This is a genomic window from Bifidobacterium longum subsp. infantis ATCC 15697 = JCM 1222 = DSM 20088, assembly GCF_000269965.1.
Lineage (GTDB): Bacteria > Actinomycetota > Actinomycetes > Actinomycetales > Bifidobacteriaceae > Bifidobacterium > Bifidobacterium infantis.
The window spans coordinates 2,094,031-2,116,829 of record NC_017219.1 but is presented as its reverse complement, the minus strand read 5'-3'; the positions used below and the strand labels follow the sequence as shown (position 1 = coordinate 2,116,829).

The following is a 22,799-nucleotide window of genomic DNA, read 5'->3' as shown; positions in this document are numbered from 1 at the left end:
GTGTCGGTTCCGGCGTTTCAGGCTACAAGCCGGCACGCCGGCAATAGTCGAAGGGGGAGGGCGACATGCCGACGTCGAACGCGGCTCTGATTTCTCGACGGGCGGCTAGTCTGCCCGGCAATCCTTTTGCTGAGGCGGACGCACGCGCTGCAGCAGCCGTCGCCGCTGGCAAGGATATCATCGACTTGAGCAAAGGGAATCCCGATGGCTGGCCGCCATCCTTTGTACAGGACGCGCTTTCTCACGCTTCCCACAATCCTTCCCTGTTCCGGTACCCGCCATTTGATGGGCTTCCGGAATATCTGAATGCGATTGCCGGCTGGTATTCGCGCCAGCACAACGTCACCGTGGACCCCGCCACCCAGCTGCTGGCGACTTCCGGCTCGTCCGTCGGCATAACCACCGTCATCCAGGCGCTGGTCGATCCGGGAGATACGGTGGTGGCGGTCGACCCGTATTACCCGCAGTACGAGGGCTCAACAGTAGTGGCCGGTGGCCAGTTCGAGGCGATTCCCGCTGACCCGAGCCGCGGATTCCTGCCCGACTTGGATGCGGTGGACCCAGCGCTATGGACTCGCGCCAAACTGCTGATTCTGAACTATCCCAACAATCCGACCGGCGCGGCCGCAACACCCGAACTGTATGAGACGGCCATGCGCCTGGCCAAGCAATACGGATTCATCGTACTTAACGATTTCGCCTATGCGGGGCTCGAATTCGGCGACGTGCGCTCGCTGAGCCTGCTGGAGACTCCGGGCGCGCTGGACGTGGCGCTGGAACTTGGCTCGCTGTCCAAGATGTATATGGTGGCCGGCTGGCGCGGTGGATTCGTGGCGGGCAACGCCGAAGTCCTCTCTGCCGTCAAAGCCGTACACCGGCAGACTGCGGTGTTGGCTTCCAGCGTTATTCAGCAGGCCGGTGCGGTGGCGCTGGAATCCGATCAGAGCACGGTGAAGCTGCTGGCTGTGCAATATCAGCATCGTTTTGAAGTGGTGCGTGACGGGTTTACCCAGGCTGGTCTGCCGGTGGCCGAGGCCCAAGGCGGCCTGTTCGCGTGGGCGCGCGTGCCGGTGCGGTGGCATGGCGATTCCGCCGCATTCGTGGATTGGCTGCTCAACACGGCCGGCGTGGCGCTGATGCCGGGGGTCTGCTTCGGTCAGGCGGGCGAAGGCTGGGTGCGCATCAGTCTGCTCAAGCACACCGCCGAGTTGTTCCAGGCCGTGGCCCGCGCCGATCGTGCGCTGCGAAGCGCGTGATTCAATATTGGGCAAAATGCGGCAGCCCATACCATTTCACACGCGTTCAGGCAGCGCGGCCGACGCCATTGCCGCGCGGTGGTTTAGGATGAGGCAATGCGCGAAAACGGGATTGAAGAGAGCATTGATCGTCCGCTGACTATCGCTCTTGTGGTCGATACGGTGGGCAATCAGGGCAACGGCACCTCCAATTCGGCCTTGCAATGGGCTGCGGAATTGGAGCGGCAAGGCCATCATGTGAGGCTTGTCGGTATAGGGGCGCCCGAATATCCGGCGCGCGTGAATAAGGTGCCGCTCGTCTCGTGGGTGGCCGCCAAGCAGCTCATGCAATTCGCCGAACCCAGCGACACGTTGTTCCGCACCGCCTTCCAAGGCGTGGATGTGGTGCATATCTATATGCCGTTCAAATTCGGCCGTCGTGCCGCTAAAGTCGCCCACCAAATGGGCATTCCCGTGACTGCCGGATTCCACCTGCAGCCGGAGAACGTGCTGTATTCGGCCGGCCCGCTACGTCGCATTCCCGGTATTTCCAGCTTCCTGTACTGGCTGTTCAAGCACTGGCTGTACAAGCACATTGACCACATCCATGTGCCCACCGAAATGACCGCGAGCCTGTTGCGCGCGCACGGGTATAAAGCCGAGTTGCACGTGATTTCCAATGGTTATTCACCGGTGTATTCGCCGAAGAAGCCGGCCGATCCGGATGCCTCGGCTCCCGTGCCGTTCCGTGTCGTCGCTTCCGGCCGACTGGCCAGCGAGAAAGATCAGATTACGCTGATCAAGGCGGTGTCGATGTCCCGCCACGCCGGCGATATTCAGCTGGTGATCGCCGGTACTGGGCCGCTCAAGCAGTATCTCAAGTTCCGCGCCGGGCGTTTGCTGGCGCGCAAGGCCGATATCGGATTCCACAAGCACGCCGATATGCCCGATTTGTTGCGTTCGGGCGATTTGTTCGTGCATTGTTCGATTGCCGACATCGAATCGGTGAGCGTGATCGAGGCGATGGCGTGCGGATTGGTGCCGGTGATCGCCGCGTCCGAATTGTCGGCGGCCGGCCAGTTCGCGCTGATCGATGAGTCGTTGTTCCCCGTGCGGGACGCGGCCCTGCTGGCCCGACGCATCGATTGGTGGATCGCACATCAGGCCGAGCGCGCCGAATGGGGCGAGAAATACGCCGAATACACCAAGGCGCATTATTCCGTGGAAGCCTCGGTCCACAAGTTCGTGGATATGGAACGCAAGGCGATAGGGGAGTAGGAGCCTTCTCGTTTGCGGAGAGGTCTTTCCCTCAGTCCGCCTGCGGCGGCCAGCTCCCTCATCGGCGGGAGCTACGAAAAAACCTCCCTCTGATGAGGGAGGTGGCATCGCGAAGCGATGACGGAGAGAGAGATTAGCGAAGGGTTTTACAACACCTCAATAAGCTGATCGACCTCTTCATGCGTGGTGGCCCAGCTGGTGCAGATGCGCATCACGGTATGCGTGTCGTCGGCCTTCTCGGTAAAGCCGAGCTTGACCTCGCGCTCCAGACGGTCGATGGTCGGCTGATCCATCGTCACGAAAATCTGGTTGGTGGGCGCTTCGAAAGTGAGCATGTAGCCCTTGGCGCGCAGGGCCTCGCGAATACGATCGGCCGCCTCATTGGCGCTGCGGGCAATCTTGAAATACAGGTTGTCGGTGAATAAGGCGTCAAACTGCGCGCCCAGCACGAAGCCCTTGGCCAGCAAGGCGCCGTGCTGCTTGATGCGGGTCAGGAAGTGCTTCGGCGTGTTGTGCTTGGTAAACACCACGGCCTCGCCGAACAGCGCACCCACCTTGGTACCGCCGATGTAGAACACGTCGGCGATGGTCGCCAGATCCGTGAGCGTCATGTCGGAACCAGTGGCGGTCAGCGCGTAGCCGAGTCGCGCGCCATCCACGAACAGCGGCATATCGTACTTATGCGCCACATCGGCGATAGCCTGCAGTTCGGCTTTGGAGTAGATGGTGCCATATTCGGTGCTTTGCGAGACGTACACGGATCCAGGGAACACCATGTGCTCGTAGTTGCCGTCCGCATAGAAGGTCTTGCAGAACTCGTCCAGTTCGGTTGGATCCATTTTGCCGTTGTGCTGGGGAATCGTAAGCACCTTGTGGCCCGAGAACTCGATGGCGCCGGCCTCGTGCACGTTCGGATGGCCGGAGGCGACCGCGACCACGCCTGCATACGCCGGGGTGATGGTGTCGATGACGACCTGGTTGGTCTGCGTGCCGCCGACGAGGAACCACACATCCGCGTCCGGCTGGCCGCAGGCCTCGCGGATCTTGGCCTTGGCCTGATCGCTCAGTTCGTCGGACCCGTAGCCCGGATACAGATGGTTGTTGGCTTCAGCCACGGCTTCAAGCACTGCGGGATGGGCGGCGCGGGAGTAATCGTTCTCAAAAGACAGCATGACGGACCTTTTGTCCTTATGTTCGGTGAATTGGATATGCCCGAGTGTACAACGCGGTGGTTCCCTGCAGGAGCGGGGAATTCAGGAAAAACAAAACCCTTCCGCGAACGGAAGGGTTTTACTGGGGTGGCCAACGCGGCTCGAACGCGCGACCTTCTGAACCACAATCAGATGCTCTACCAACTGAGCTATGGCCACCATAGTGCCGTATTCAGCAAGCTGAATTCGCACAACAGGTGAATACTATACACAACTTTTCGGATGTGTGCTCATCGGTGTGTCGCGATGGAATCAAGTGGTTGGTTTCATTCTTGGGGCCAGGCTGTGGGCTGTCTCAAATGGTGGGATGTGGACGAGTGGGTCTTGTGCAGCGATTGATGAAAAGTCAGGGCACACAACGGCGTGATGGTGCGACTGGGGATTGCAGAGATGATTACGTGAGCGTTCACAATGTGAGCATTATGTTTCATATCAACCGCGACCCGCCTAGTTTCATGCGATGTTACCTACACCGAACAAGGGAAGAGAAACACCATGGAAAAGGTTAAAGCCTTTGCAGATTGGCTGACCAAGTGGTTTACGGTCATCGTCATCGTCTGGGCCGTCTTCAACTACTTCGTGCCGGCCGCCAGCCTGTGGGGCAAGGCGTACACCGGCTACATGCTGGGCATCGTGCTGTTCGGCATGGGTCTGACCCTGACGCTGGACGATTTCAAGCGCATCCTCACCCAGCCGATGATGGTCATCGTCGGCACGGTGGCCCATTTCGTCATCATGCCGCTCGTCGCCGTGGCCCTGTGCGCGGTCTTCCACCTGTCCGGCCCGCTGGCCGTGGGCGTGATTCTCGTCGGCTGCTGCCCGTCCGGCACCTCCTCCAACGTGATGAGCTACCTGTCCCGTGGTGACGTGGCCCTCGATGTCTCCATCGGCATCCTCTCCACCCTGTGCGCCCCGTTCATGATTCCGCTGCTGATGCAGCTGCTGGCCTCCCAGTATGTGAGCGTGCCGGTCGAATCCCTGTTCCTCAATGCCGTCAAGGTGGTGCTTTTCCCGATTGCCCTCGGCGTGATCTGCCACATGGTCTTCGGCAAGAAGATCGAGAAGGTCACCGTGGCCCTGCCGATCGTGTCTCAGGTGGCCATCCTGCTGATCATCGGCGTGGTCGTCGCCGCCAACGGTCCGAAGCTGTTCGTGGCCAGCTCCCTGATGGCCATCCCGGTGGTCATCCTGCATAATCTGTGCGGCTACTCGCTGGGCTTCGGCTTCTCGAAGCTGATGTACAAGATCTACCCGAAGGGCTTCCGCTACGCACAGCAGAAAGCCATCACCTTCGAGGTCGGCATGCAGGACTCCGCCCTGGGCGCCACGCTGGCCCTGACCTCCTTCGCGTCCAACCCGCTCGCCGCCGTGCCGTCCACGTTCTTCTCCGTGTGGCACAACATTTCCGGCTCCATCCTGTCCAGCTGGTGGCGCAACCATGATGACCGGCATGAGATTCATTGGGATTCCGACAACGGCGAGAAGGGCTCCGCGGCGAACGTCGTCGACGCGGCCCGTCCGTCCGATGCCGCCAAGACCGCCCCGTCCGTCGCCTGAGAAGGCCGTCGCCCGGCGCGGCGAAGTCGGCGGGCCGGGCGTTCGCGGCGTGTCCGCCGGTAGGGTGGTCTCGTGTTTATGTTCAATGTTTTTTCGGCAAAAGTGCATCAAGTTAGGGCTATGAAATATCTCGTCTGCAGATGTTCACAAAACCTAGTACGAACGGCAGAACTATCCAGAAAATCACTGAAACAACAATCTGAGAATAAGTTTGAGGGGTTAGACCGGCTACAAAAATTGAAGACGAGTGTCCCAGCGAAATCCATCTAGCATATTCTGATATGGAATTTATCTGCGATAGCATCACTGTGACCGGAGGAATGATGAAATACAATGAGATTGAAATTACGGTAGATTGCGAGAATAAAGCCATAGCGAGCCCCAGACCCATATTCACCAACAACGGTAGCGCAAGAGTTAGAAAGCCCGATAGTGAAGCTTTCCAATCTAGACTAAAATGATGAATACTCGATGTAGTAACTGAAACAATCAATGTTAATAGTAATGAAGCGGCAAAACTAGCTGAGAAAATCAAGACCGCTACCACAGTTTTAGCAATCACAATTCGAGACCGCTTGGGAACCTGCGTAAAAGTTACTAGCGCACTATCCTTATCCCACTCCTCACAAACCAAAAGAATGATTAGGAGTGGGCTTATAGTGATTAGGGGACTCGCCACCTGTTTGAAAGGTATGTACCAAGACTCCCCAGCTTCCAGCAATACAGCCGACCAAATGCTCATTCCAACGGTCAACAGCAAGGTGACCAAGGTTATAGCTATGCTCGCACGAGTACCAAAAGCTTTCCTCAGTTCAGATTTTATAATGCCTGACATCTTTGAATCTGAAACAGGTTTGACATAATCATTAAGATTATTAGCCATTGTTAACCACACTTCCCCGAGAGACACTCGCGGTTTGTTCCAAATAGAACTCTTCTAAGCCTTTACCAGCCCCCTTTAGATCACTAATTGACACCGACCCAATTATCTGCCCCTTACCGACTAAAACAACACTGTCAGCAATTTTCTCCATCTCACCTAACAAGTGTGAACTTAGGAAAACAGTTCCCCCAGCTTGGGTAAAGTCTCTAAGGAAGCTCCGCATCCAATGAATTCCCTCTAGATCCAAACCATTCATCGGCTCATCCAGAATAAGAAGCTCTGGCTCGGGCAATATGGCGAGAGCCAACGCTAGACGCTGTCTCATTCCCAAAGAGTAGGTACCGATCCGCCGCCTGCTCTCGGCGCTTGTCAGTCCACAAGACTCCAAAGCAAACTCAATCTTGGAAGACGCTATGCCGAGAACATCTGCCGCTGCGAGCAATATACTACGCCCGGTTCTACCTGGATGTTGCTTTGATGCATCCAAAACTGAGCCAATTCGACGCGCAGGATTCTGGAGTTTGGAGTAGTCGGTTCCAAACACACTGGCCGACCCTTTCGAGGGTTTTGTTAGCCCCAGTATGCAACGCATCGTGGTAGATTTGCCTGCGCCGTTAGGACCAACAAATCCAGTAACTGAGCCTTGAGGGACCTCGAAAGACATATCGCGAATTGCGCACACTTTCCCATAGTAGGGGGTGCGGATGTTTTTTTGGACGGTCAGGCGGCCAGTCCAAGACTTCTGCGGTATTGCACGGGGCTCATCCAGTCCAGTGACTTCTTGATCCTGGTTTCATTGTAGTGGGTCAGGTAGGCGGCCAGGCGTTCGCGGAACTCCTCGTAGCCCACGCCCCTCCAGTCCCGCCCGTAGAATAACTCGTTCTTGAGCCTGCCGAAGAACCCCTCGGCGGCCGCGTTGTCCGGGCTGCATCCCTTGGCGCTCATCGACCGGATCAGCCCGTGCTCCTCGCAGATGCGGATCCATTCGTCCCACCGGTAGTGGCAGCCGCGGTCGGAATGGATGATTGGATGTTCCCCGTCCCTGAGCGTGGCGACCGCGTCAAGGAGCATCCGGTTCGCCATGTCGGCGTTCGGGGAGCGCGACAAGGTCCAGGAGACCACCATCCCGTCGAAGCAGTCGACCACCGGGGAAAGCCAGCACTTGTACCCGTCCATGGTGAACTGGGTGACGTCCGTGACCCACAGCATGTTCGGCGCGTCGGCGTGGAAGTCCCGCTCCACGAGGTTCGCCGGGGCCTCGCCGATCTCGCCGGCGTAGGAGCTCCACCGCTTCGGCCGCTTCAGGTACACGGGCCGCATGGCCCCCTCGCGCATGATCCGCCTGACGACCTTCTCCGAGACGACGATCGGGTCGGACTCGTCAAGGCGCAGCATGCGGTGGATGGTCCGGTATCCCCATGCGCGCCCACCCTGCTCGAACAGGCCGGCGACGCGGGCCCGCAGCACGGCGTACCTGTCGCCCGCGGCGATCGCGCCGCGCTCGTAATAGTAGGTGCTGCGTTTCAGCCCCACGGCCTTCAGACAGGCCGCCAGGCCGAATTCACCCCTGATCGCGTCGACGACCCGCGTCCTCTCCCTGTTCGTCAGCATGGACGGGTCGAGGCGCGGGTCGTCGGCTTTTAAAACATCGATCGTCTCCCGCATCACCGCGTTCTCCAGCCGCAGGACCTCCACCTGCCGGCGCAGCTCCTCCACGTCATCGCCGGCCGCGGGCATCGGTTCGGCCGGCATCGGCGCGTTTCTCCTGTCCATCAGTCCCAGTATCCCCTCGCTCCGGTAGCGGCGCATCCACTGGTACACGCTCGTCGGCGTGCAACCCGCGTCGCGCGCCACGCGGGCGAGGGGCTCGCCCTCGAGCGCGCGTCTGGCCGCATTCGTCTTGCATTCCAGCGTATACGAACGCCTGCACGCGCCCGTGTAACGCGGGTCCTCGCGAACCCATTTCACCAGCGCGCCCTCGGACGGGTAACCAAGCTCGGCAATGACCTTCCTGATGGTCATGCCCTCCGTGAAATACAGGTCAACGGCCCTGCGCCGATCCTCCATCGAAAACATGCGGACTCCAATCCGGACGCCCAAGCGTCCAACTTTCCGTCCGCATCCCCGTACTTAGACAACGAGTCCACTTTAATAACCCATGGTCGCTCATCCATCACTTTTCTCCATCCTTATTGCTCCGCCGTACAGACAAATAAAGTACGAATCCGAAAATGGCGGCCACGACTATGCCGATTCCCCTATCATACCAAGCGCTTCCAGTTGAACGTCCCGTTGTCTAATTGAAAGTGCAACACCCGTTGGATTGGAGATTGTCTGGAAAACCAGTCCGAGGGGATGTCGCACCCATGGGGAAAGCATGTTCGCACCTGTCGGAAGAGGAGTGTATGTGATCGAATAAAGGTGTTCGGCGTCGGCACTTGTTTCTGTACACCGTGAGCGTTCAATTTGGACATCGCCGGCGGTGACGGTGCCGGTGGAATAAGAACACCGGCATCGTCTGGTTCCTTGATGGATTCCCGAGTGCCCGTCAACCAAACCGATGGTTCTCGGGAGGAAAGGAAATGACGACACCGGTGTGTGTCCGACGGCGTATCAGGCAGCTCGACCGCCAAGGCCTGAGCCACAAGGAGATATCACGAAGGCTTGGCGTATCGCGCACGACCGTGGTCAGGTACGCCAACCATGGGGATTATTCACCCGAATCGTCGGACGGCGCTCGCGCGGGTGGATCGCTGGTTGATGACGGGTACGCGGCCGTCGTGGACGGATGGCCGGCCGCCGGCCTGCGCATGCCGGTCAAGCAACGCCATACCGCGACCCGCGTGTACGAGCGGCTTGTGGGGGAATGCGGGTTCACGGGCCCGTACTCGTTGGTGCAGCGCCGGGTCAGGCGTTGGAGGCGGGGGCATCGAGCGCGGTCGGACGGCTTCGCCGAATCGAAGTGGGCGCCGGGAAGCGCGCAGGTCGATTTCGGCCAGGCCCGGGCCGTGGTCGCTGGCGTGGAACGGGTCGTGCATTTCCTGGCGGTGTCGTTCCCGTGTTCGAACATGCGCCGGGTGGCGGCATTGCCGGGCGAGACCGCGGAATGCGTGTGCCGGGGTCTGCCGGAGGTGTTCGAGAGGACGGGCATGGCGCCCGGGGTCGTGGTGTTCGACAACGCCGTCGGCGTGGGCCACCGCAACGCCGACGGCACGGCCGCCCGGACCCGTCTGTTCTCCCTGTTCCGCGCGCGCTACGGGTTCGGGCCCCGGTTCCGCGACCCGTATTCCGGCCACGGGAAGGGCGGCGTGGAGAACGCGGTCGGCTTTCGCGGGGCGCGACCCGATGGTGCCGATGCCGTCGGCCGAGGGCTTCCGGGCGTCGGTCCACGTGTGGCTCGACGACATCCGCGTCGTGGCCGCCGAATGCGGGTTCGCGGCCATCGTCAAAGCGGTGGAGACCGTCATCGACGCCGGACGGACCATCGACCGGGCCGCAATCGCCACATGCGCCCGACGTGTCCTCGAGGGCAAGGGCTCCTCGGGCGGCCAGGATCCGAAACACCATGACGAATACATGGAGGGACGGGCATGAGCGCACACGACGGCCAGCCGCGCAAGCGCGGCGGCGGAGTGGTCGACAAGGCCACACCCGGACAGGTCATGACCTTGGCGCGCAACCCGCCATTGACCCACAGCGTGCCGCGCGACGCCATCGAGAACGCGACCCCGGGCCAGCTCGGCTTCCTGGCCAACCTGTTCGAGGCCGGGAACGCCAGCCGGGCCGGATCCAAACGGCGGCGGCTGCCCGGACGGGCCGGCTTCCCCCGGAACAAGACCCTGGACGGCTACGACCGGGGGCATGGCCTCGTTCCCCGCCGACCGGGGCCGCGAGCAGCTGGAAAGCCTGGAGTCCGTCGAACGGGCCGAGGACCTCGTGCTCCACGGCGACGTGGGCCGCGGCAAGACCCACCTGGCCATCGCGATCGGCGTGCGCGCCTGTCAGCGCATGTTTCCCGTCATGTTCTTCACCGCCTCGAGCCTGGTCATGCGGCTGAGGAAGGCCAGGGACGAGAACCGTCTCGACCAAGAGCCTAAGGCGATCGGCGGGGCCGGGCTGGTCATCATCGACGAGCTCGGCTGCCTGCCCATCGACATCGACGGGGCCGGGCTCCTGTTCCAGGCCGGCGCGGACGGCTACGGGACCCGCGGCGTCGTCTCCGCCTCGAACTTCGGGTCCGGCGGGTGGGGCGACGTGTTCGGCGACGGGGACATGGCCGCCGCGGTCATGGACCGCATCGTGCACCACGGCGGGATCCTCCGCTTCCACGGCGAATCCTACCGGAACAGACACTCCCTCATGAAGTAAGCCAACCAGACAAACAACAAAAAACAAGGAAACAGCCGCCGACGGCGTTCAACTTGAACGCCGAAGGTGTTCAGATTAAGTGCTGAAAGCGTCCACCTCGATTTGACGTTGATAATGGTTATGCCGGTTTCTGATCGGTGATAATGGTGGATGACGGCTTGGGCGGTGACCCCACATTTGACTGACGCCATCGGTTCCGGTGGCTGTCCTTATTTTGATTTGTCCCGCCCATGGCCGCCGACCCGTGGGCCATGGATGCATGACCCCATGGGAGCGTGGCCGCTCCCGTCGGATCCCGCAAGAACCATGGTAGCGTGCCCCGTCAACGTCCTGTCTGCGCCGCAAGCCCCCGGGAGGCATCCGAACACATGGAAAGGAACGACAACGATGACGCCGCCGAACGAAGTGGTGCGGGCCGGGATCGACACCCACACGGACACGCACACCATCGCATTGCTCGACGAGCGGGGCAGGCCGCTGGGCGCCGAGACGTTCACGGCGGACCCGGACGGATACGACAGGCTGATCGGCATGCCGCCCGGGCCGGGCAGGGTCGCGGCCGTGGGCGTGGAGGGCACGAACTCGTTCGGAGCGGCCCTGGCCCGTCGTCTCACTGCCGCCGGATACGAGGTGCGCGAGGTGCCGCGCCCCAGGCGAAGCGTGCGCCGCAGGGACGGCAAGTCCGATCCCCTCGACGCGGTCGCCGCTGCCCGTAGCGTCATGGCCGGCGACGGCACGAGCCTGCCGAAAAGCTCGGACGGCTGGGTCGAGGCACTGCGCCACCTCAACGCGCAGCGATCCCAACTGGTGTCGGCGATGACCGCGATCCCCGATTCGACGAACGGGCTGCTCGCCGCCGCCCCGGAACCCATCAGGGAACGTTACCGGGGGTTGAGGAGCGAGACCCGCATGAACAGGCTCGCCGAATGCAGACCGGCCGGCGGCCTGGTCGAGCGGAGCGTGCTGGCCGCGCTGAAATCCGCCGCCAAGGCATGGAAGGCGCTCAAACGGCAGGCCGGTCTCCTGGAGGAACGCATGCGCCTGATCCTCGAGGAACACGCCAGGCCGCTGCTCGACATGTACTGCGCGGGCGCCGTCATCGCCGCGACCCTGGCCATCGTCGCCGGGGACAACCCCGAACGCATCCGAAGCGAGGCCGCGTTCGCCAAACTCTGCGGCGTCTGCCCCATCCCCGCGTCCAGCGGCAGGACCAACCGACACAGGCTCAACAAAGGCGGCAACCGGCAGGGCAATATGGCATTGCACCGCATCGCCATCGTCCGCCTGCGATACCACAAGCCGACCCGCGACTACATGGCCAAAAAGACCCGCGAGGGCAAAGGCAAGCTCGAGATCATCCGCTGCGTCAAACGGTTCATCGCCCGCGAGGCATACCGGGCGCTCATCAGCATACGCAACGGCGAGGTCGGACGCGGGACCCCGGCCGAACGCGGCGCCAAGCTGCGCGAACTACGCGTCAGCCGGAACATCACCCAGCAACAGATCGGCGAGGCGCTCTGCGTGCCCTCGAGCCGCATCAGCGAGATCGAACGCGGCGCACGCGACCTTCCCGAACTCGAGCAACGGGCCATCCAGTGGATACACTCGACAACCAACCCAAAACAACACACCCAAACGCTTGACAATGTATAGGAGCATCGAAATACACGGCGCATCCACGGCAGGGCGTTGACGAACGTGTGGTTGCCGACCGCCACGTTGCCGCGCCGACGCGGCAACGGATGCGCGACCCTCATGAACCGGTCAAGCGTGACGTCATACCCCGGCATACACATACGACAATTATCACGCAAAACCTAAATAGCGTAAACACACCCTAGATGGTTAGCGGACCAGTCCCGATCTTTGCTGTTGTCTCGGCTCTAGTCCCAGTGCAGCGGATGGAGGATGCCATGCCGGTATGAATCATCCTGTGCCAGGAAATCAAGGATTCTGTGCGAGTATTCCCGGTCGCCGTTGATACGGTCAACGAGATACATGAGCACAATCAGCGAGTTGCCAACTGATTTGTCTTCGTATGCAAATTCCGGGAACGCCGCCCTCATGTCCTTGAGCACCGCCGGGGTGATCACCATCTCGCGGTTCCACAGGCGAGAGTGATGTGAGCACAGGTTGCGCAGGTAAACCATCGCGTGCACGATTTCCGAGGCACGGCGGCGGTTCTTGCACAATCCCAGCGAGAGCACTGTCTTGGCCACGGCATCCATGTCCAGATGCAACTGGAGCATCTTGGACAAGGTATCGAACGGTAGCACCTCCACCACGGCCCACACCGGTGGCTGCTCGTGCTGGTGGCGGTAGTGGCGGATGCATACTTCGTGGGAACGGGACACCCAGCCCTTGATGTTCGAGATCAGGGCGTCTCGCTTCAACATGCCGTTCGGATACGCGATGTCACGATAGGAATCCGGCTCGTCATAGTTGTAGGCGTCGCCGTTCAGCGCCAGGTTGTAGGCGAGGCGCGCACGGAGTGTCAGTTCCAGACGCGAGGTGCCCTCAAGGATAAGGCGGCGGAACTGGTCGTCCAGCATAAAGGGAGTAAGGAAATCGGATACCTTCGCACCTGGTCGGAAATCATTGTCACCGTTCGCCGGATCCTTCTGGAACGGGCGGAAATACGCGGACAGGCGATAGTAGTTATTGTCCAACAGGATGCCTGGCATGTCGGGCACATCGATGGTCAGGCCGCGCTGCTTGAGCAGTTCGATCATCTCGAACACCGACTTGGCCTGCTTACGCACCTCTCCGCCTCCCATGGATAAAACAAGAGCCCCCGGATTTGAGCACTGTTAGGAGGCTTGGAGGCTACTGTTGACATAAACAGTATATCAACCGGTGCACAGAAGCAAGTGGCCCGTTGTCTAAATGAAAGTGCAACGCCCGTTGGATTGGAGATCGTCCGGATAACCAGTCCGAAGGGATGTCGCACCCATGGGAGAAGTATATTCGCACCTGTCGGAAGAGGAACTCCAGGTCATCCGGATCGAGGTTGGCAACGGCACGGGCGTCAGGAAGATGGCCCGTTTGCCGGGACGCAGCCCGTCCAGCATCAGCAGGGAGATCAGGCGCGACACGTGGTTCCCGTCCAACGAGAACGAGTCCTGACGGCCGTACCGGCCGAAGCGTCCGAAGACGGGCCGCTGCTACATCGCCGGCCCCGCGCGGCGCAAGGCCGACCGCAGGCGCGCCAAACCACGCAGACACCACCGCCCGTCATGCGAACGCCTGTGGTCGCGGGTGGCGGCGCGGGCGTGGCGGCGGGAGGACGTCGCGTTTCCCGATTCCCGGACGGGTTCCCATCTCCGAGCGTCCGCCGCCGGCCGGCGCGCGTCGCCGTCACGTGCGACGACGGCGCCGGGTTCGCCCGTCGCACGCGCCTGCGCGACGGGCCGGGCATGGACACGTGCTTCGCCGACCCATACTCCAGCCGGCGGCGGGGAGGCGACGAGAACTGGAACGGCATGATCCGCCGGTATCCGCCCGAACGCGGCGAGATTCGGATGGGCATGGCCGGGGAACTGCGGGAATTGCAGGATCAACAGCGGTGTTGCACCTCTAAATAGACAACGGGGCTCGCGTTTCGCCAGGGTGGTTTTGGTAGAATCGATGGTGAGGAAAGCGGCAAGGTAGTACGGCAAGGAGGCCGGGCCGCCGGAGGTTCCCATCGTATATGGAAGAGCACGAAGGGCGTGCTGAACGTCAATGGTATGCAGGTGGTATGTGGCGAGAAGAGATATGATGTAACCTCCTGGGCGACGCCCCCGCGCGGCAAGGCTCGCGCGGGGGCGTTCGTCGTCCGAGGACCCGCGCCATCCCTCGGCGCGTCGTTGTCCGGCGGAATCGTAATATAGATATTCGTGTGTGCCAACAGCGCGCCTTATGTGACAGGCGAGCGAGTTGGGATATCCTTCAAACCGCTGATCGCACGCAGTAATGCGCCGACGGGAGGGGCGAAGGCCATCGGGCCGGTGGACTGGGCTATCTTTTCCGATTCGTCGGGTGTCGCCAACAGGCGGATACCAAGCGAGTGTGCTGAAAAGTGTGGGCGCAGTGCGGCGGCCGCACCAAAGCAAGAGAAACCACTGAATCGGAGAATTCAAGTTGCCTACTATCGAACAGCTCGTCCGTAAGGGACGTCAGGCAAAGCCGAAGAAGTCCAAGACTTTGGCCCTGAAGGGCAGCCCGCTGCGTCGCGGCGTGTGCACCCGTGTCTACACCACCACCCCGAGGAAGCCGAACTCGGCTCTGCGTAAGGTCGCCCGTGTGCGCCTGTCCTCGGGCATCGAAGTCACCGCCTACATTCCGGGCGAGGGCCACAACCTGCAGGAGCACTCCATCGTGCTCGTGCGTGGCGGCCGTGTGAAGGATCTCCCGGGTGTGCGTTACCACATCGTGCGCGGCGCGCTCGATACCCAGGGAGTCAAGGACCGTAAGCAGGGTCGTTCCCTGTATGGAGCAAAGAAGGCGAAGTAAGTAATATGTCACGTAAGGGACCTTCCAAGAAGCACGTCGTGCTGCCCGATCCGATCTACGGTTCCACCGTGGTGGCGCAGCTCATCAACAAGATTCTGCTTGACGGCAAGAAGTCGATCGCCGAGGACATCGTCTATTCCGCGCTCGACATGGTCAAGGAGAAGACCGAACAGGAGCCGGTGGCCGTGCTCAAGCGCGCCCTGGACAACATCCGCCCGTCCCTCGAGGTCCGCTCCCGCCGCGTCGGCGGCGCCACCTACCAGGTGCCGGTCGAAGTCAAGCCGAACCGCGCCAACACCCTGTCGCTGCGCTGGCTGACCGACTTCTCCCGCGCCCGTCGTGAGAAGACCATGGCCGAGCGTCTCGCCAACGAGATCCTGGACGCCTCCAACGGCCTCGGCGCTTCTGTCAAGCGCCGCGAGGATACTCATAAGATGGCGGAGGCCAACAAGGCCTTCGCTCATTACCGTTGGTAATCACTCGCCCTGAGCACAAACTAAGGAAAAAGATGGCTGAAGAGATTTCGGACCTCCACGACGTCCGCAATATCGGCATCATGGCTCACATCGATGCCGGCAAGACCACCACTACCGAGCGTATTCTGTTCTACACCGGTAAGAACTACAAGATCGGCGAGACCCACGACGGCGCCTCCACCATGGACTTCATGGCGCAGGAGCAGGAACGTGGCATCACCATCCAGTCCGCCGCCACCACCTGCTTCTGGAGCCGTCAGTCCCACGACACCAAGGACAAGTTCCAGATCAACATCATCGACACCCCCGGCCACGTGGACTTCACGGCCGAGGTCGAGCGCTCCCTGCGCGTGCTCGATGGCGCCGTCGCCGTGTTCGACGGCAAGGAGGGCGTGGAGCCGCAGTCCGAGACCGTGTGGCGTCAGGCTGACAAGTACGGCGTTCCGCGCATCTGCTTCATCAACAAGATGGACAAGCTGGGCGCGAACTTCTACTACTCCGTCGACACCATCAAGGAGAAGCTGGGCGCCGCTCCGATCGTGATGCAGCTGCCGATCGGCGCCGAGAACGACTTCACCGGCGTCGTCGACCTGGTCGAGATGCAGGCCTACGTGTGGAACGGCACCGAGGAGCTCGGCGCCAAGTACGACACCACCGAGATTCCGGACGATCTCAAGGACAAGGCCCAGGAGTACCACGAGAAGCTCGTGGAAGCCGCCGCCGAAGCCGACGACGAACTCATGAACAAGTTCTTCGAGGACGGCGACCTGTCCAAGGAAGACATCCGCGCCGGCGTGCGCAAGCTCACCATCGCCAAGGAAGCCTTCCCGGTCTTCTGCGGCTCCGCCTTCAAGGACAAGGGCGTTCAGCCGATGCTGGACGGCGTCGTCGACTACCTGCCGTCCCCCGAGGACGTGCCGGCCATCAAGGGCTACAAGCCCGGCGACGAGTCCGTCGAGATCGACCGTCACCCGGTCAAGACCGATCCGTTCTCGGCTCTGGTCTTCAAGATCTCCACTCACCCGTTCTACGGCAAGCTCGTGTTCGTGCGCGTCTACTCCGGCTCCGTCGTGCCGGGCGACTCCGTGCTCGACTCCACCCGCGAGAAGAAGGAACGCATCGGCAAGATCTTCCAGATGCACGCCGATAAGGAAAACCCGATGGACCGCGCCGACGCCGGTAACATCTACACCTTCGTGGGCCTGAAGAACGTCACCACCGGCGACACCCTGTGCTCCATCAACGACCCGATCACCCTCGACTCCATGACCTTCCCGGATCCGGTGATCCAGGTGGCCGTCGAGCCGAAGACCAAGGCCGATCAGGAGAAGATGGGCATCGCCCTGTCCAAGCTGGCCGAAGAGGATCCGACCTTCCAGGTCACGACCGACGAAGAGTCCGGCCAGACCCTGATCGCCGGCATGGGCGAGCTCCAGCTCGACATCATCGTCGACCGTATGCGTCGTGAATTCAAGGTCGAGTGCAACCAGGGCAAGCCGCAGGTCGCCTACCGCGAGACCATCCGCAAGGCCGTCATGGACCAGGGCTACACCCACAAGAAGCAGACCGGTGGTTCCGGCCAGTTCGCAAAGGTCCTGATGAACTTCGAGCCGCTCGACACCACCGAGGGCAAGACCTTCGAGTTCGAGAACCAGGTCACCGGCGGCCACATCTCCGGCGAATTCATCGGCCCCATCGAGGCCGGTGTCAAGGAGGCCATGGAATCCGGTATCCTCGCCGGCTTCCCGGTCGTGGGCGTCAAGGCCACCGTCACCGACGGCCAGATGCACCCGGTCGATTCCTCCGAAATGGCCTTCAAGCTCGCGGGCTCCATGTGCTTCAAGGAAGCCGCCCCGAAGGCCAAGCCGGTCATCCTCGAGCCGATCATGAAGGTCGAGGTCCGCACGCCGGAAGAGTACATGGGCGAAGTCATCGGCGATCTGAACCAGCGCCGCGGCAACATCCAGTCCATGACCGACGGCGTCGGCGTCAAGGTCATCGACGCCAAGGTCCCGCTGTCCGAGATGTTCGGCTACATCGGCGACTTGCGTTCCAAGACCCAGGGCCGCGCCATGTTCACCATGGAGATGGACTCCTACGACGAGGTGCCGAAGAGCGTCTCCGAGGAGATCATCAAGGCCCAGCGCGGCGAGTGACACGCGCCACATCATGAAGTGGCCGGTGTCTCCAGTCAGCGGTAGTATCGTATACCGCTGACTGGGTTCTGGCTCTTCAAAGTGGCACATAACCCAGAAACCCAGTAGAATAAGCGAGTCCCTGTGCGAAAGGGCGCAGGAAACTCACGAGACGTCCAGGAGGACAAAAGTAATGGCAAAGGAAAAGTACGAGCGTACTAAGCCGCACGTTAACATCGGTACCATCGGCCACGTCGACCACGGTAAGACTACCCTGACTGCCGCCATCTCCAAGGTGCTGCACGAGGAGTTCCCGGATGTCAACCCGGAGTACGACTTCAACCAGATCGATTCCGCTCCGGAAGAGGCCGCCCGCGGTATCACCATCAACATCGCCCACATCGAGTACCAGACCGAGAAGCGTCACTACGCTCACGTCGACTGCCCGGGCCACGCCGACTTCGTGAAGAACATGATCACCGGTGCCGCCCAGATGGATGGCGCCATCCTCGTTGTGGCCGCCACCGACGGCCCGATGGCCCAGACCCGCGAGCACGTGCTGCTCGCCCGTCAGGTCGGCGTTCCGAAGATCCTCGTCGCCCTCAACAAGTGCGACATGGTCGACGATGAAGAGCTCATCGAGCTCGTCGAAGAAGAGGTCCGTGACCTCCTCGACGAGAACGGCTTCGATCGCGACTGCCCGGTCATCCACACCTCCGCCTACGGCGCCCTGCACGACGACGCTCCGGACCACGAGAAGTGGGTCCAGTCCGTCAAGGACCTCATGGCCGCCGTCGATGACTACATCCCAACCCCGGTTCACGACCTGGACAAGCCGTTCCTGATGCCGATCGAGGACGTCTTCACCATCTCCGGCCGTGGTACCGTCGTCACCGGTCGTGTCGAGCGTGGCCAGCTGGCCGTCAACACCCCGGTCGAGATCGTCGGCATCCGTCCGACCCAGACCACCACCGTCACCTCCATCGAGACCTTCCACAAGACCATGGACGCCTGCGAGGCTGGCGACAACACCGGTCTGCTGCTGCGTGGCCTCGGCCGTGAGGATGTCGAGCGCGGTCAGGTCGTGGCCAAGCCGGGCTCCGTCACCCCGCACACCAAGTTCGAGGGCGAAGTCTACGTGCTGACCAAGGACGAAGGCGGCCGTCACTCGCCGTTCTTCTCCAACTACCGTCCGCAGTTCTACTTCCGCACCACCGACGTCACCGGCGTCATCGAGCTGCCGGAAGGCGTCGAGATGGTTCAGCCCGGCGACCACGCCACCTTCACCGTTGAGCTGATTCAGCCCATCGCCATGGAGGAAGGCCTGACCTTCGCTGTGCGTGAAGGCGGCCACACCGTTGGCTCCGGTCGTGTGACCAAGATCCTCGCCTGATTTTCATCAGACAAGAATCTTCGCTTGAACTAGCGTTATAGGAAATCCCCTTCGAGGAAACTCAGAGGGGATTTCCTATAACCGCAGCAGGTATGGATATGTACCACGACTTCCGGCCTGGATGCGCTAGTGTTGCTTTCCAATAGATAAACGGACTGCTGCACTGCGAGGGTTGTTGCCCGGTATGACACTGATGGCAGGCCGGGCGGATGCTGTATCAGACTGCCATTGGTATTGATGGATTATGGCGTGATACGCGCGAGCAGATTGCCCGCGTGCAGGAGGATCGAGAGCCATTGGCGGTCTCGTTCTCGCATACGACCGCCGCAATATTGCTTCCCAAGTCATTGCCGGTCATGGCCCGGAACATGGATGGGTTCGATTTTGCCGTGCAGGTGATGAACTCGGACGCCATTCTTGGCCAGGCAAGCATGAAAGCCGTGCATTTGGGCGTGGTGGAAAAGCCGATCGTCAATGATTCGGTGGATCGTGTCACCCTGTGCGAGGACCGGCTGGTCTTGGCGGGAGAACCAGACGGCGTATGGATGGTGCGCGAGCACGGTTCCGGTGTGCGGTATTACACGGATTTGTATTTCAAGACTATGCAGGGTTTGCCGCCTCGCACAATGGAGGTGTCCAGCAATGCCGCGATTGCGGCGGCGTTGTCTTCCGGCTTTGGGTAGTCGCTGATTTCGGAAGCCGCAGTGCCTTCTGGAGTGCCGGCGCGAAAGCTCGGAGACGAATTCGTGCGCCGTTTCTATGCCTTGGTGCCGAGATCCGGCCTGACGCACGATCAGCGAGAGCTGGTGGAAGCGATTATCGCTGTGTTGCGCGGATAGTCAGTGCCTTGTCTCCCGTCAGAGGGGAGCCAAAATGTGGTATCGGCAAAATCGATGATATGTATTGGTAGCAATGATTTGACCGATGTAAACGCTTGAGATTCAATAGACACCATGAGAGAGTTCTGTACAAAATGGTGGAAGCGCATTGCCGCCGTTGACATGTTGTTCATTGGCGTTCTGACTCTGCTGGCTTCGCTGTTCGCCTCCTGGCTCAAGCAGTTCCCCGGATTCAGCCTGTTCGGCGCGCTTATCATCGCGCTGCTCATCGGTATGATCATCCAGTTCCCGATCCGCAGTGCCTACGTCGGTTCCAATGATGGCCGCAAGGCAGGCGTCAAGGACGCCGCTGGCTTGATTTCCAACAAGTTGCTGCGCCTCGGCATCATCCTGCTCGGTTTCAAGCTCAACCTCGCCGTGCTGTTCACGCAGGGCATCAAGTGTCTGCCGATCGCCGCTGTGGTCGTCACGCTGACCATCATCGTGTGCTATGCCATCGCCCGCAAGCTCGGTGTCGACCCGATGCTCGCCATCCTGACCGCCGGTGGCACCGGCATCTGCGGTGCGGCCGCCGTCATGGGTCTGGCCGGTTCCATCAAGGTGTCTGAGGACAAGCAGGACGAGAAGGACAACGACGTGACCATGGCCGTGGCCATCGTAGCCATTATGGGTACTGTGTTCGCGTTGCTGGAGATCGCGCTCGGCCCGCTGACCGGCATGACCAAGGACCAGCTGGGCATCACCGCCGGTGCTTCCCTGCACGAAATCGCCCATGCGGTCGCCGCCGGCGACGCTTTCGGCGCGGTGGACATCGCCACCATCATGAAGCTCTCCCGCGTGCTCATGCTCGTGTTCGCCGCCATCATTATCGCTATCTGGTGGGAGAAGAAGCACTCTGAGGTGGAGAACACCGGCAAGAAGACCGTGGCCTTCCCGTGGTTCATGCTCGGCTTTATCGGCGCTTCGATCATCGGCACTTTCGTGCCGTTCATCGCCTTCATCACCCCGCAGCTTGTGGACTTCGCGTACATAGTACTCGGTATGGCCATGGCCGCGCTTGGCATCAATGTGAACTTCAAGGCCATCGCTTCCAAAGGCAAGAAGCCCATGCTCGCCAGCTTCCTGACCTCGATCCTGCTCATGTGCTTCGCGGCAGGCGTCGCGGTGCTGTTCTTCTGATCTGATAAGTGCTCTGAAATACGAATAAGCGGCATATGAATGAGTCATATGCCTCCTATTCGTTGTCGTGATATGTCGGTGCAATCAGTCGGCGCGATGGTATCCGCGTTGACTGAGGATGTTGTCGTGATGATTGCCATGAGTGTTCTGCCTAGTCGTTGAGGACATCGCACGTTGCATGCCGATGATGGCGAAGGCGATTACCACCATGATTACGAACGCCACAGCGAACCAGTCCCATAGCAGCACGAACAGCGCCACGGAGCGGGTGAAGTTGCTTGACGATTTGAACGTCACGTTGCGGTTCATCACGAAGTTGTAGGTCGCCGAACACACCACGGCGATACCGTTGGAGATCTGCGAGGGCACGCCGATCAAGTGCAGGATGGCGAACGTCGCATACTCCACAATGGTCTGCGTGGCGGAAACACCCATATACTTGCCCAACACGGCTAGTCCATTTTGCTTCGGGGTTGCCGTGCCCACGGTATTTTCCGCAGTGTTCGTTGTGGCCGAGGCATTCGTGACGTCCGCGCCCTGATTGTGCTTCACATCCGCTCCATTGTTCGCCATGCCCATATACCTCCCGGATGTACCTGTGACGTTCGACCTCGCAATGATACCGCTGACCGCGTCGGGAATCGTCGTGGCGGTCAGACGAGAAAACCGCAGGCCGCAGCAACGACCGGCACACCCAGCGACAGCACCAGATAGGCCGTTGCCGTGGGGTAGCGGCGTTTGTGGAAGAGCGTCACCATTTCGTTGATCGCGGTCGAGAACGTGGAGAATCCGCCGAGGAAACCGGTGGCCAGCACCAGCCGCCACGGTTCATCAAGTGTCCCGCCCAGTGCCAGCGCCGCAACCAGACCGGTCAGGAATCCGGCGATGAGATTGATGGTGAATGTGGACAGCGGGAATGCGCGTTGCCAATACGTTTTGATGGTCGCGTCAAGCAGATAGCGGCAGGAGGCGCCTACGCCGCCGCACAGGCAGACCAAGATTGGTAGGAATACGGTCATCACGCCTTACCTCCCTTGCTGGTCGTAGCGGCATTCGTATCAGCGGACGCTTCGGCGGATGCGTTCGAGGAGCCGGCCAGATGCGTTCCTGCCCACACGCCGGCAGACGCACAAACCAGACCCAGCGCGAACGTCACCAGTAGATAGGCAATGCCGGCCGCCACCTGACCGTCGCGAATCGCGGTGAAGCCTTCCAATGCCAACGTCGACATCGTAGACAAACCACCGCATACGCCCATGCCGAGTCCGCGACTGGCAAGTTCTTTGGAACGTGCACCGAACCGGGAAGCGCCGGCCAAGTAAGCGGTCAGCCCTGCATAGCAGAAGCAAGCCAGCATGTTGGCCACAAACGTGCCGGTGTGGAAGCTGCCAGCCGCGGGAATCTGCGCGAACGCATAGCGAATCGCGGTGCCAATAGTGCCGCCGCAGAAGACGACCAACACAATATCAAGATGAATATCGGGGAGCTTGCGCGCCGGGGGAGTGGTCGTGTGCGTAATCGGCCGGGCACCTGCGGATGGGGATTGCGAACCCATAGTAGCCTTTCCTGAAACCGCTGAATCCTGCTGAAGACACAACGATTTCATGCAATGTCAAATCGTGTGTAGGAACTATCAGCAGTGTGCGGTTCGAAACAAGTTCAGGCGGGTCCCATCGCCGAATCCCAGCCTACTCGTGCAGAAGACATCCATGGGCGTGTCGCCGTTTTACTTCAAGTACTTGAGGTTTTTA

17 protein-coding genes, 1 tRNA gene, 4 pseudogenes and 1 riboswitch are annotated in these 22,799 nt (G+C 60.8%); of the genes and pseudogenes, 13 read left to right on the top strand and 9 right to left on the bottom strand.

What is annotated here, in order from left to right:
- The first annotated feature begins 65 nt into the window (after positions 1 to 65).
- A complete protein-coding gene (locus BLIJ_RS10070) occupies positions 66 to 1,256 on the top strand; it encodes a pyridoxal phosphate-dependent aminotransferase (protein WP_012578214.1) in 1,191 nt (396 codons plus the stop codon).
- Between the two features lie 96 nt (positions 1,257 to 1,352).
- Complete coding sequence (locus tag BLIJ_RS10065) at positions 1,353 to 2,513, top strand: glycosyltransferase (RefSeq protein ID WP_012578213.1); 1,161 nt, start codon at positions 1,353 to 1,355, stop codon at positions 2,511 to 2,513.
- Positions 2,514 to 2,659: 146 nt separating this feature from the next.
- Here the strand turns inward: BLIJ_RS10065 and BLIJ_RS10060 are convergent, their stop codons facing one another.
- Complete coding sequence (locus BLIJ_RS10060) at positions 2,660 to 3,685, bottom strand: threonine aldolase family protein (RefSeq protein WP_012578212.1); 1,026 nt, start codon at positions 3,683 to 3,685, stop codon at positions 2,660 to 2,662.
- A 122-nt stretch (positions 3,686 to 3,807) separates the two neighbouring features.
- Positions 3,808 to 3,883 (bottom strand) — tRNA-His (locus BLIJ_RS10055).
- A 336-nt stretch (positions 3,884 to 4,219) separates the two neighbouring features.
- Between BLIJ_RS10055 and BLIJ_RS10050 the strand changes: the two genes are divergently transcribed.
- Entirely contained in the window at positions 4,220 to 5,281 is a 1,062-nt protein-coding gene (locus BLIJ_RS10050; protein ID WP_012578211.1) for a bile acid:sodium symporter family protein, read from the top strand.
- Between the two features lie 118 nt (positions 5,282 to 5,399).
- On the opposite strand, the gene BLIJ_RS14475 is transcribed toward BLIJ_RS10050, so the two are convergent.
- The 3 genes from BLIJ_RS14475 to BLIJ_RS10040 are packed head-to-tail and all read right to left on the bottom strand — an operon-like array spanning position 5,400 to position 8,240.
- Positions 5,400 to 6,164, bottom strand: a complete 765-nt coding sequence (locus BLIJ_RS14475; RefSeq protein ID WP_126386350.1) for an ABC transporter permease — start codon at positions 6,162 to 6,164, stop codon at positions 5,400 to 5,402.
- Positions 6,157 to 6,828 carry an ATP-binding cassette domain-containing protein gene (locus BLIJ_RS10045; RefSeq protein WP_041982074.1) on the bottom strand — a complete coding sequence of 224 codons (672 nt, stop codon included), beginning with the start codon at positions 6,826 to 6,828 and terminating at the stop codon, positions 6,157 to 6,159. Before BLIJ_RS10045 ends, BLIJ_RS14475 begins: the two co-directional genes overlap by 8 nt.
- Positions 6,829 to 6,884: 56 nt before the next feature.
- Positions 6,885 to 8,240: an IS3-like element ISBlo11 family transposase gene (locus BLIJ_RS10040; RefSeq protein ID WP_012576493.1), complete on the bottom strand. Its 1,356-nt coding sequence runs from the start codon at positions 8,238 to 8,240 to the stop codon at positions 6,885 to 6,887.
- 506 nt (positions 8,241 to 8,746) lie between these two features.
- Here BLIJ_RS10040 and istA point away from each other — a divergent pair.
- The 3 genes and pseudogenes from istA to BLIJ_RS10025 all read left to right on the top strand — a co-directional run.
- Positions 8,747 to 9,566, top strand: a pseudogene (gene istA, locus BLIJ_RS10035) (IS21 family transposase); the annotation flags it as partial.
- A 260-nt stretch (positions 9,567 to 9,826) separates the two neighbouring features.
- A pseudogene (locus tag BLIJ_RS10030) lies at positions 9,827 to 10,532 on the top strand (ATP-binding protein).
- A 387-nt stretch (positions 10,533 to 10,919) separates the two neighbouring features.
- The gene (locus BLIJ_RS10025) at positions 10,920 to 12,185 is read left to right on the top strand and encodes an IS110 family RNA-guided transposase (protein ID WP_012578206.1); all 1,266 of its coding nucleotides are present in this window, start codon (positions 10,920 to 10,922) and stop codon (positions 12,183 to 12,185) included.
- 230 nt (positions 12,186 to 12,415) lie between these two features.
- On the opposite strand, the gene BLIJ_RS10020 is transcribed toward BLIJ_RS10025, so the two are convergent.
- Positions 12,416 to 13,294, bottom strand: coding sequence for an Abi family protein (locus BLIJ_RS10020; protein WP_014485077.1), 879 nt, complete (start codon positions 13,292 to 13,294; stop codon positions 12,416 to 12,418).
- 190 nt (positions 13,295 to 13,484) lie between these two features.
- Here BLIJ_RS10020 and BLIJ_RS13800 point away from each other — a divergent pair.
- The 7 genes and pseudogenes from BLIJ_RS13800 to BLIJ_RS09980 all read left to right on the top strand — a co-directional run bounded on the left by BLIJ_RS13800 (position 13,485) and on the right by BLIJ_RS09980 (position 21,048).
- Positions 13,485 to 14,116 (top strand): annotated as a pseudogene (locus tag BLIJ_RS13800) (helix-turn-helix domain-containing protein).
- Between the two features lie 538 nt (positions 14,117 to 14,654).
- Positions 14,655 to 15,026 carry a 30S ribosomal protein S12 gene (gene rpsL / locus BLIJ_RS10005; protein WP_003815498.1) on the top strand — a complete coding sequence of 124 codons (372 nt, stop codon included), beginning with the start codon at positions 14,655 to 14,657 and terminating at the stop codon, positions 15,024 to 15,026.
- 5 nt (positions 15,027 to 15,031) lie between these two features.
- On the top strand, positions 15,032 to 15,502 hold the full coding sequence (gene rpsG / locus BLIJ_RS10000) for a 30S ribosomal protein S7 (protein WP_012578203.1): 471 nt from the start codon (positions 15,032 to 15,034) through the stop codon (positions 15,500 to 15,502).
- A gap of 32 nt (positions 15,503 to 15,534) precedes the next feature.
- Positions 15,535 to 17,658, top strand: a complete 2,124-nt coding sequence (fusA, locus tag BLIJ_RS09995) for an elongation factor G (protein ID WP_012578202.1) — start codon at positions 15,535 to 15,537, stop codon at positions 17,656 to 17,658.
- A gap of 172 nt (positions 17,659 to 17,830) precedes the next feature.
- A complete protein-coding gene (gene tuf, locus BLIJ_RS09990) occupies positions 17,831 to 19,030 on the top strand; it encodes an elongation factor Tu (protein ID WP_012578201.1) in 1,200 nt (399 codons plus the stop codon).
- Positions 19,031 to 19,227: 197 nt separating this feature from the next.
- Positions 19,228 to 19,869 (top strand): annotated as a pseudogene (locus BLIJ_RS09985) (LysR substrate-binding domain-containing protein); the annotation flags it as partial.
- Positions 19,870 to 19,983: 114 nt separating this feature from the next.
- A complete protein-coding gene (locus tag BLIJ_RS09980) occupies positions 19,984 to 21,048 on the top strand; it encodes a YeiH family protein (RefSeq protein WP_003828658.1) in 1,065 nt (354 codons plus the stop codon).
- 84 nt (positions 21,049 to 21,132) lie between these two features.
- Here BLIJ_RS09980 and BLIJ_RS09975 read toward each other — a convergent pair whose 3' ends face one another.
- From BLIJ_RS09975 to BLIJ_RS09965, 3 genes are all read right to left on the bottom strand, one after another.
- Complete coding sequence (locus BLIJ_RS09975) at positions 21,133 to 21,621, bottom strand: GtrA family protein (RefSeq protein WP_012578200.1); 489 nt, start codon at positions 21,619 to 21,621, stop codon at positions 21,133 to 21,135.
- A gap of 80 nt (positions 21,622 to 21,701) precedes the next feature.
- Entirely contained in the window at positions 21,702 to 22,067 is a 366-nt protein-coding gene (locus BLIJ_RS09970) for a fluoride efflux transporter FluC (RefSeq protein WP_010081079.1), read from the bottom strand.
- Complete coding sequence (locus BLIJ_RS09965) at positions 22,067 to 22,603, bottom strand: fluoride efflux transporter FluC (protein WP_012578199.1); 537 nt, start codon at positions 22,601 to 22,603, stop codon at positions 22,067 to 22,069. Before BLIJ_RS09965 ends, BLIJ_RS09970 begins: the two co-directional genes overlap by 1 nt.
- Before the next feature lie 62 nt (positions 22,604 to 22,665).
- A riboswitch (Fluoride riboswitch) is annotated at positions 22,666 to 22,735 on the bottom strand.
- Positions 22,736 to 22,799: the final 64 nt, after the last annotated feature.

Bases quoted from the DNA above. Each gene is read 5' to 3' on its own strand.
- BLIJ_RS10070 (WP_012578214.1), top strand. From the start codon at position 66: ATGCCGACGTCGAACGCGGCTCTGATTTCTCGACGGGCGGCTAGTCTG.
- BLIJ_RS10065 (WP_012578213.1), top strand. From the start codon at position 1,353: ATGCGCGAAAACGGGATTGAAGAGAGCATTGATCGTCCGCTGACTATC.
- BLIJ_RS10060 (WP_012578212.1), bottom strand. From the start codon at position 3,685: ATGCTGTCTTTTGAGAACGATTACTCCCGCGCCGCCCATCCCGCAGTG.
- BLIJ_RS10050 (WP_012578211.1), top strand. From the start codon at position 4,220: ATGGAAAAGGTTAAAGCCTTTGCAGATTGGCTGACCAAGTGGTTTACG.
- BLIJ_RS14475 (WP_126386350.1), bottom strand. From the start codon at position 6,164: ATGGCTAATAATCTTAATGATTATGTCAAACCTGTTTCAGATTCAAAG.
- BLIJ_RS10045 (WP_041982074.1), bottom strand. From the start codon at position 6,828: ATGTCTTTCGAGGTCCCTCAAGGCTCAGTTACTGGATTTGTTGGTCCT.
- BLIJ_RS10040 (WP_012576493.1), bottom strand. From the start codon at position 8,240: ATGTTTTCGATGGAGGATCGGCGCAGGGCCGTTGACCTGTATTTCACG.
- BLIJ_RS10025 (WP_012578206.1), top strand. From the start codon at position 10,920: ATGACGCCGCCGAACGAAGTGGTGCGGGCCGGGATCGACACCCACACG.
- rpsG (WP_012578203.1), top strand. From the start codon at position 15,032: ATGTCACGTAAGGGACCTTCCAAGAAGCACGTCGTGCTGCCCGATCCG.
- fusA (WP_012578202.1), top strand. From the start codon at position 15,535: ATGGCTGAAGAGATTTCGGACCTCCACGACGTCCGCAATATCGGCATC.
- tuf (WP_012578201.1), top strand. From the start codon at position 17,831: ATGGCAAAGGAAAAGTACGAGCGTACTAAGCCGCACGTTAACATCGGT.
- BLIJ_RS09980 (WP_003828658.1), top strand. From the start codon at position 19,984: ATGAGAGAGTTCTGTACAAAATGGTGGAAGCGCATTGCCGCCGTTGAC.
- BLIJ_RS09975 (WP_012578200.1), bottom strand. From the start codon at position 21,621: ATGGCGAACAATGGAGCGGATGTGAAGCACAATCAGGGCGCGGACGTC.
- BLIJ_RS09970 (WP_010081079.1), bottom strand. From the start codon at position 22,067: ATGACCGTATTCCTACCAATCTTGGTCTGCCTGTGCGGCGGCGTAGGC.
- BLIJ_RS09965 (WP_012578199.1), bottom strand. From the start codon at position 22,603: ATGGGTTCGCAATCCCCATCCGCAGGTGCCCGGCCGATTACGCACACG.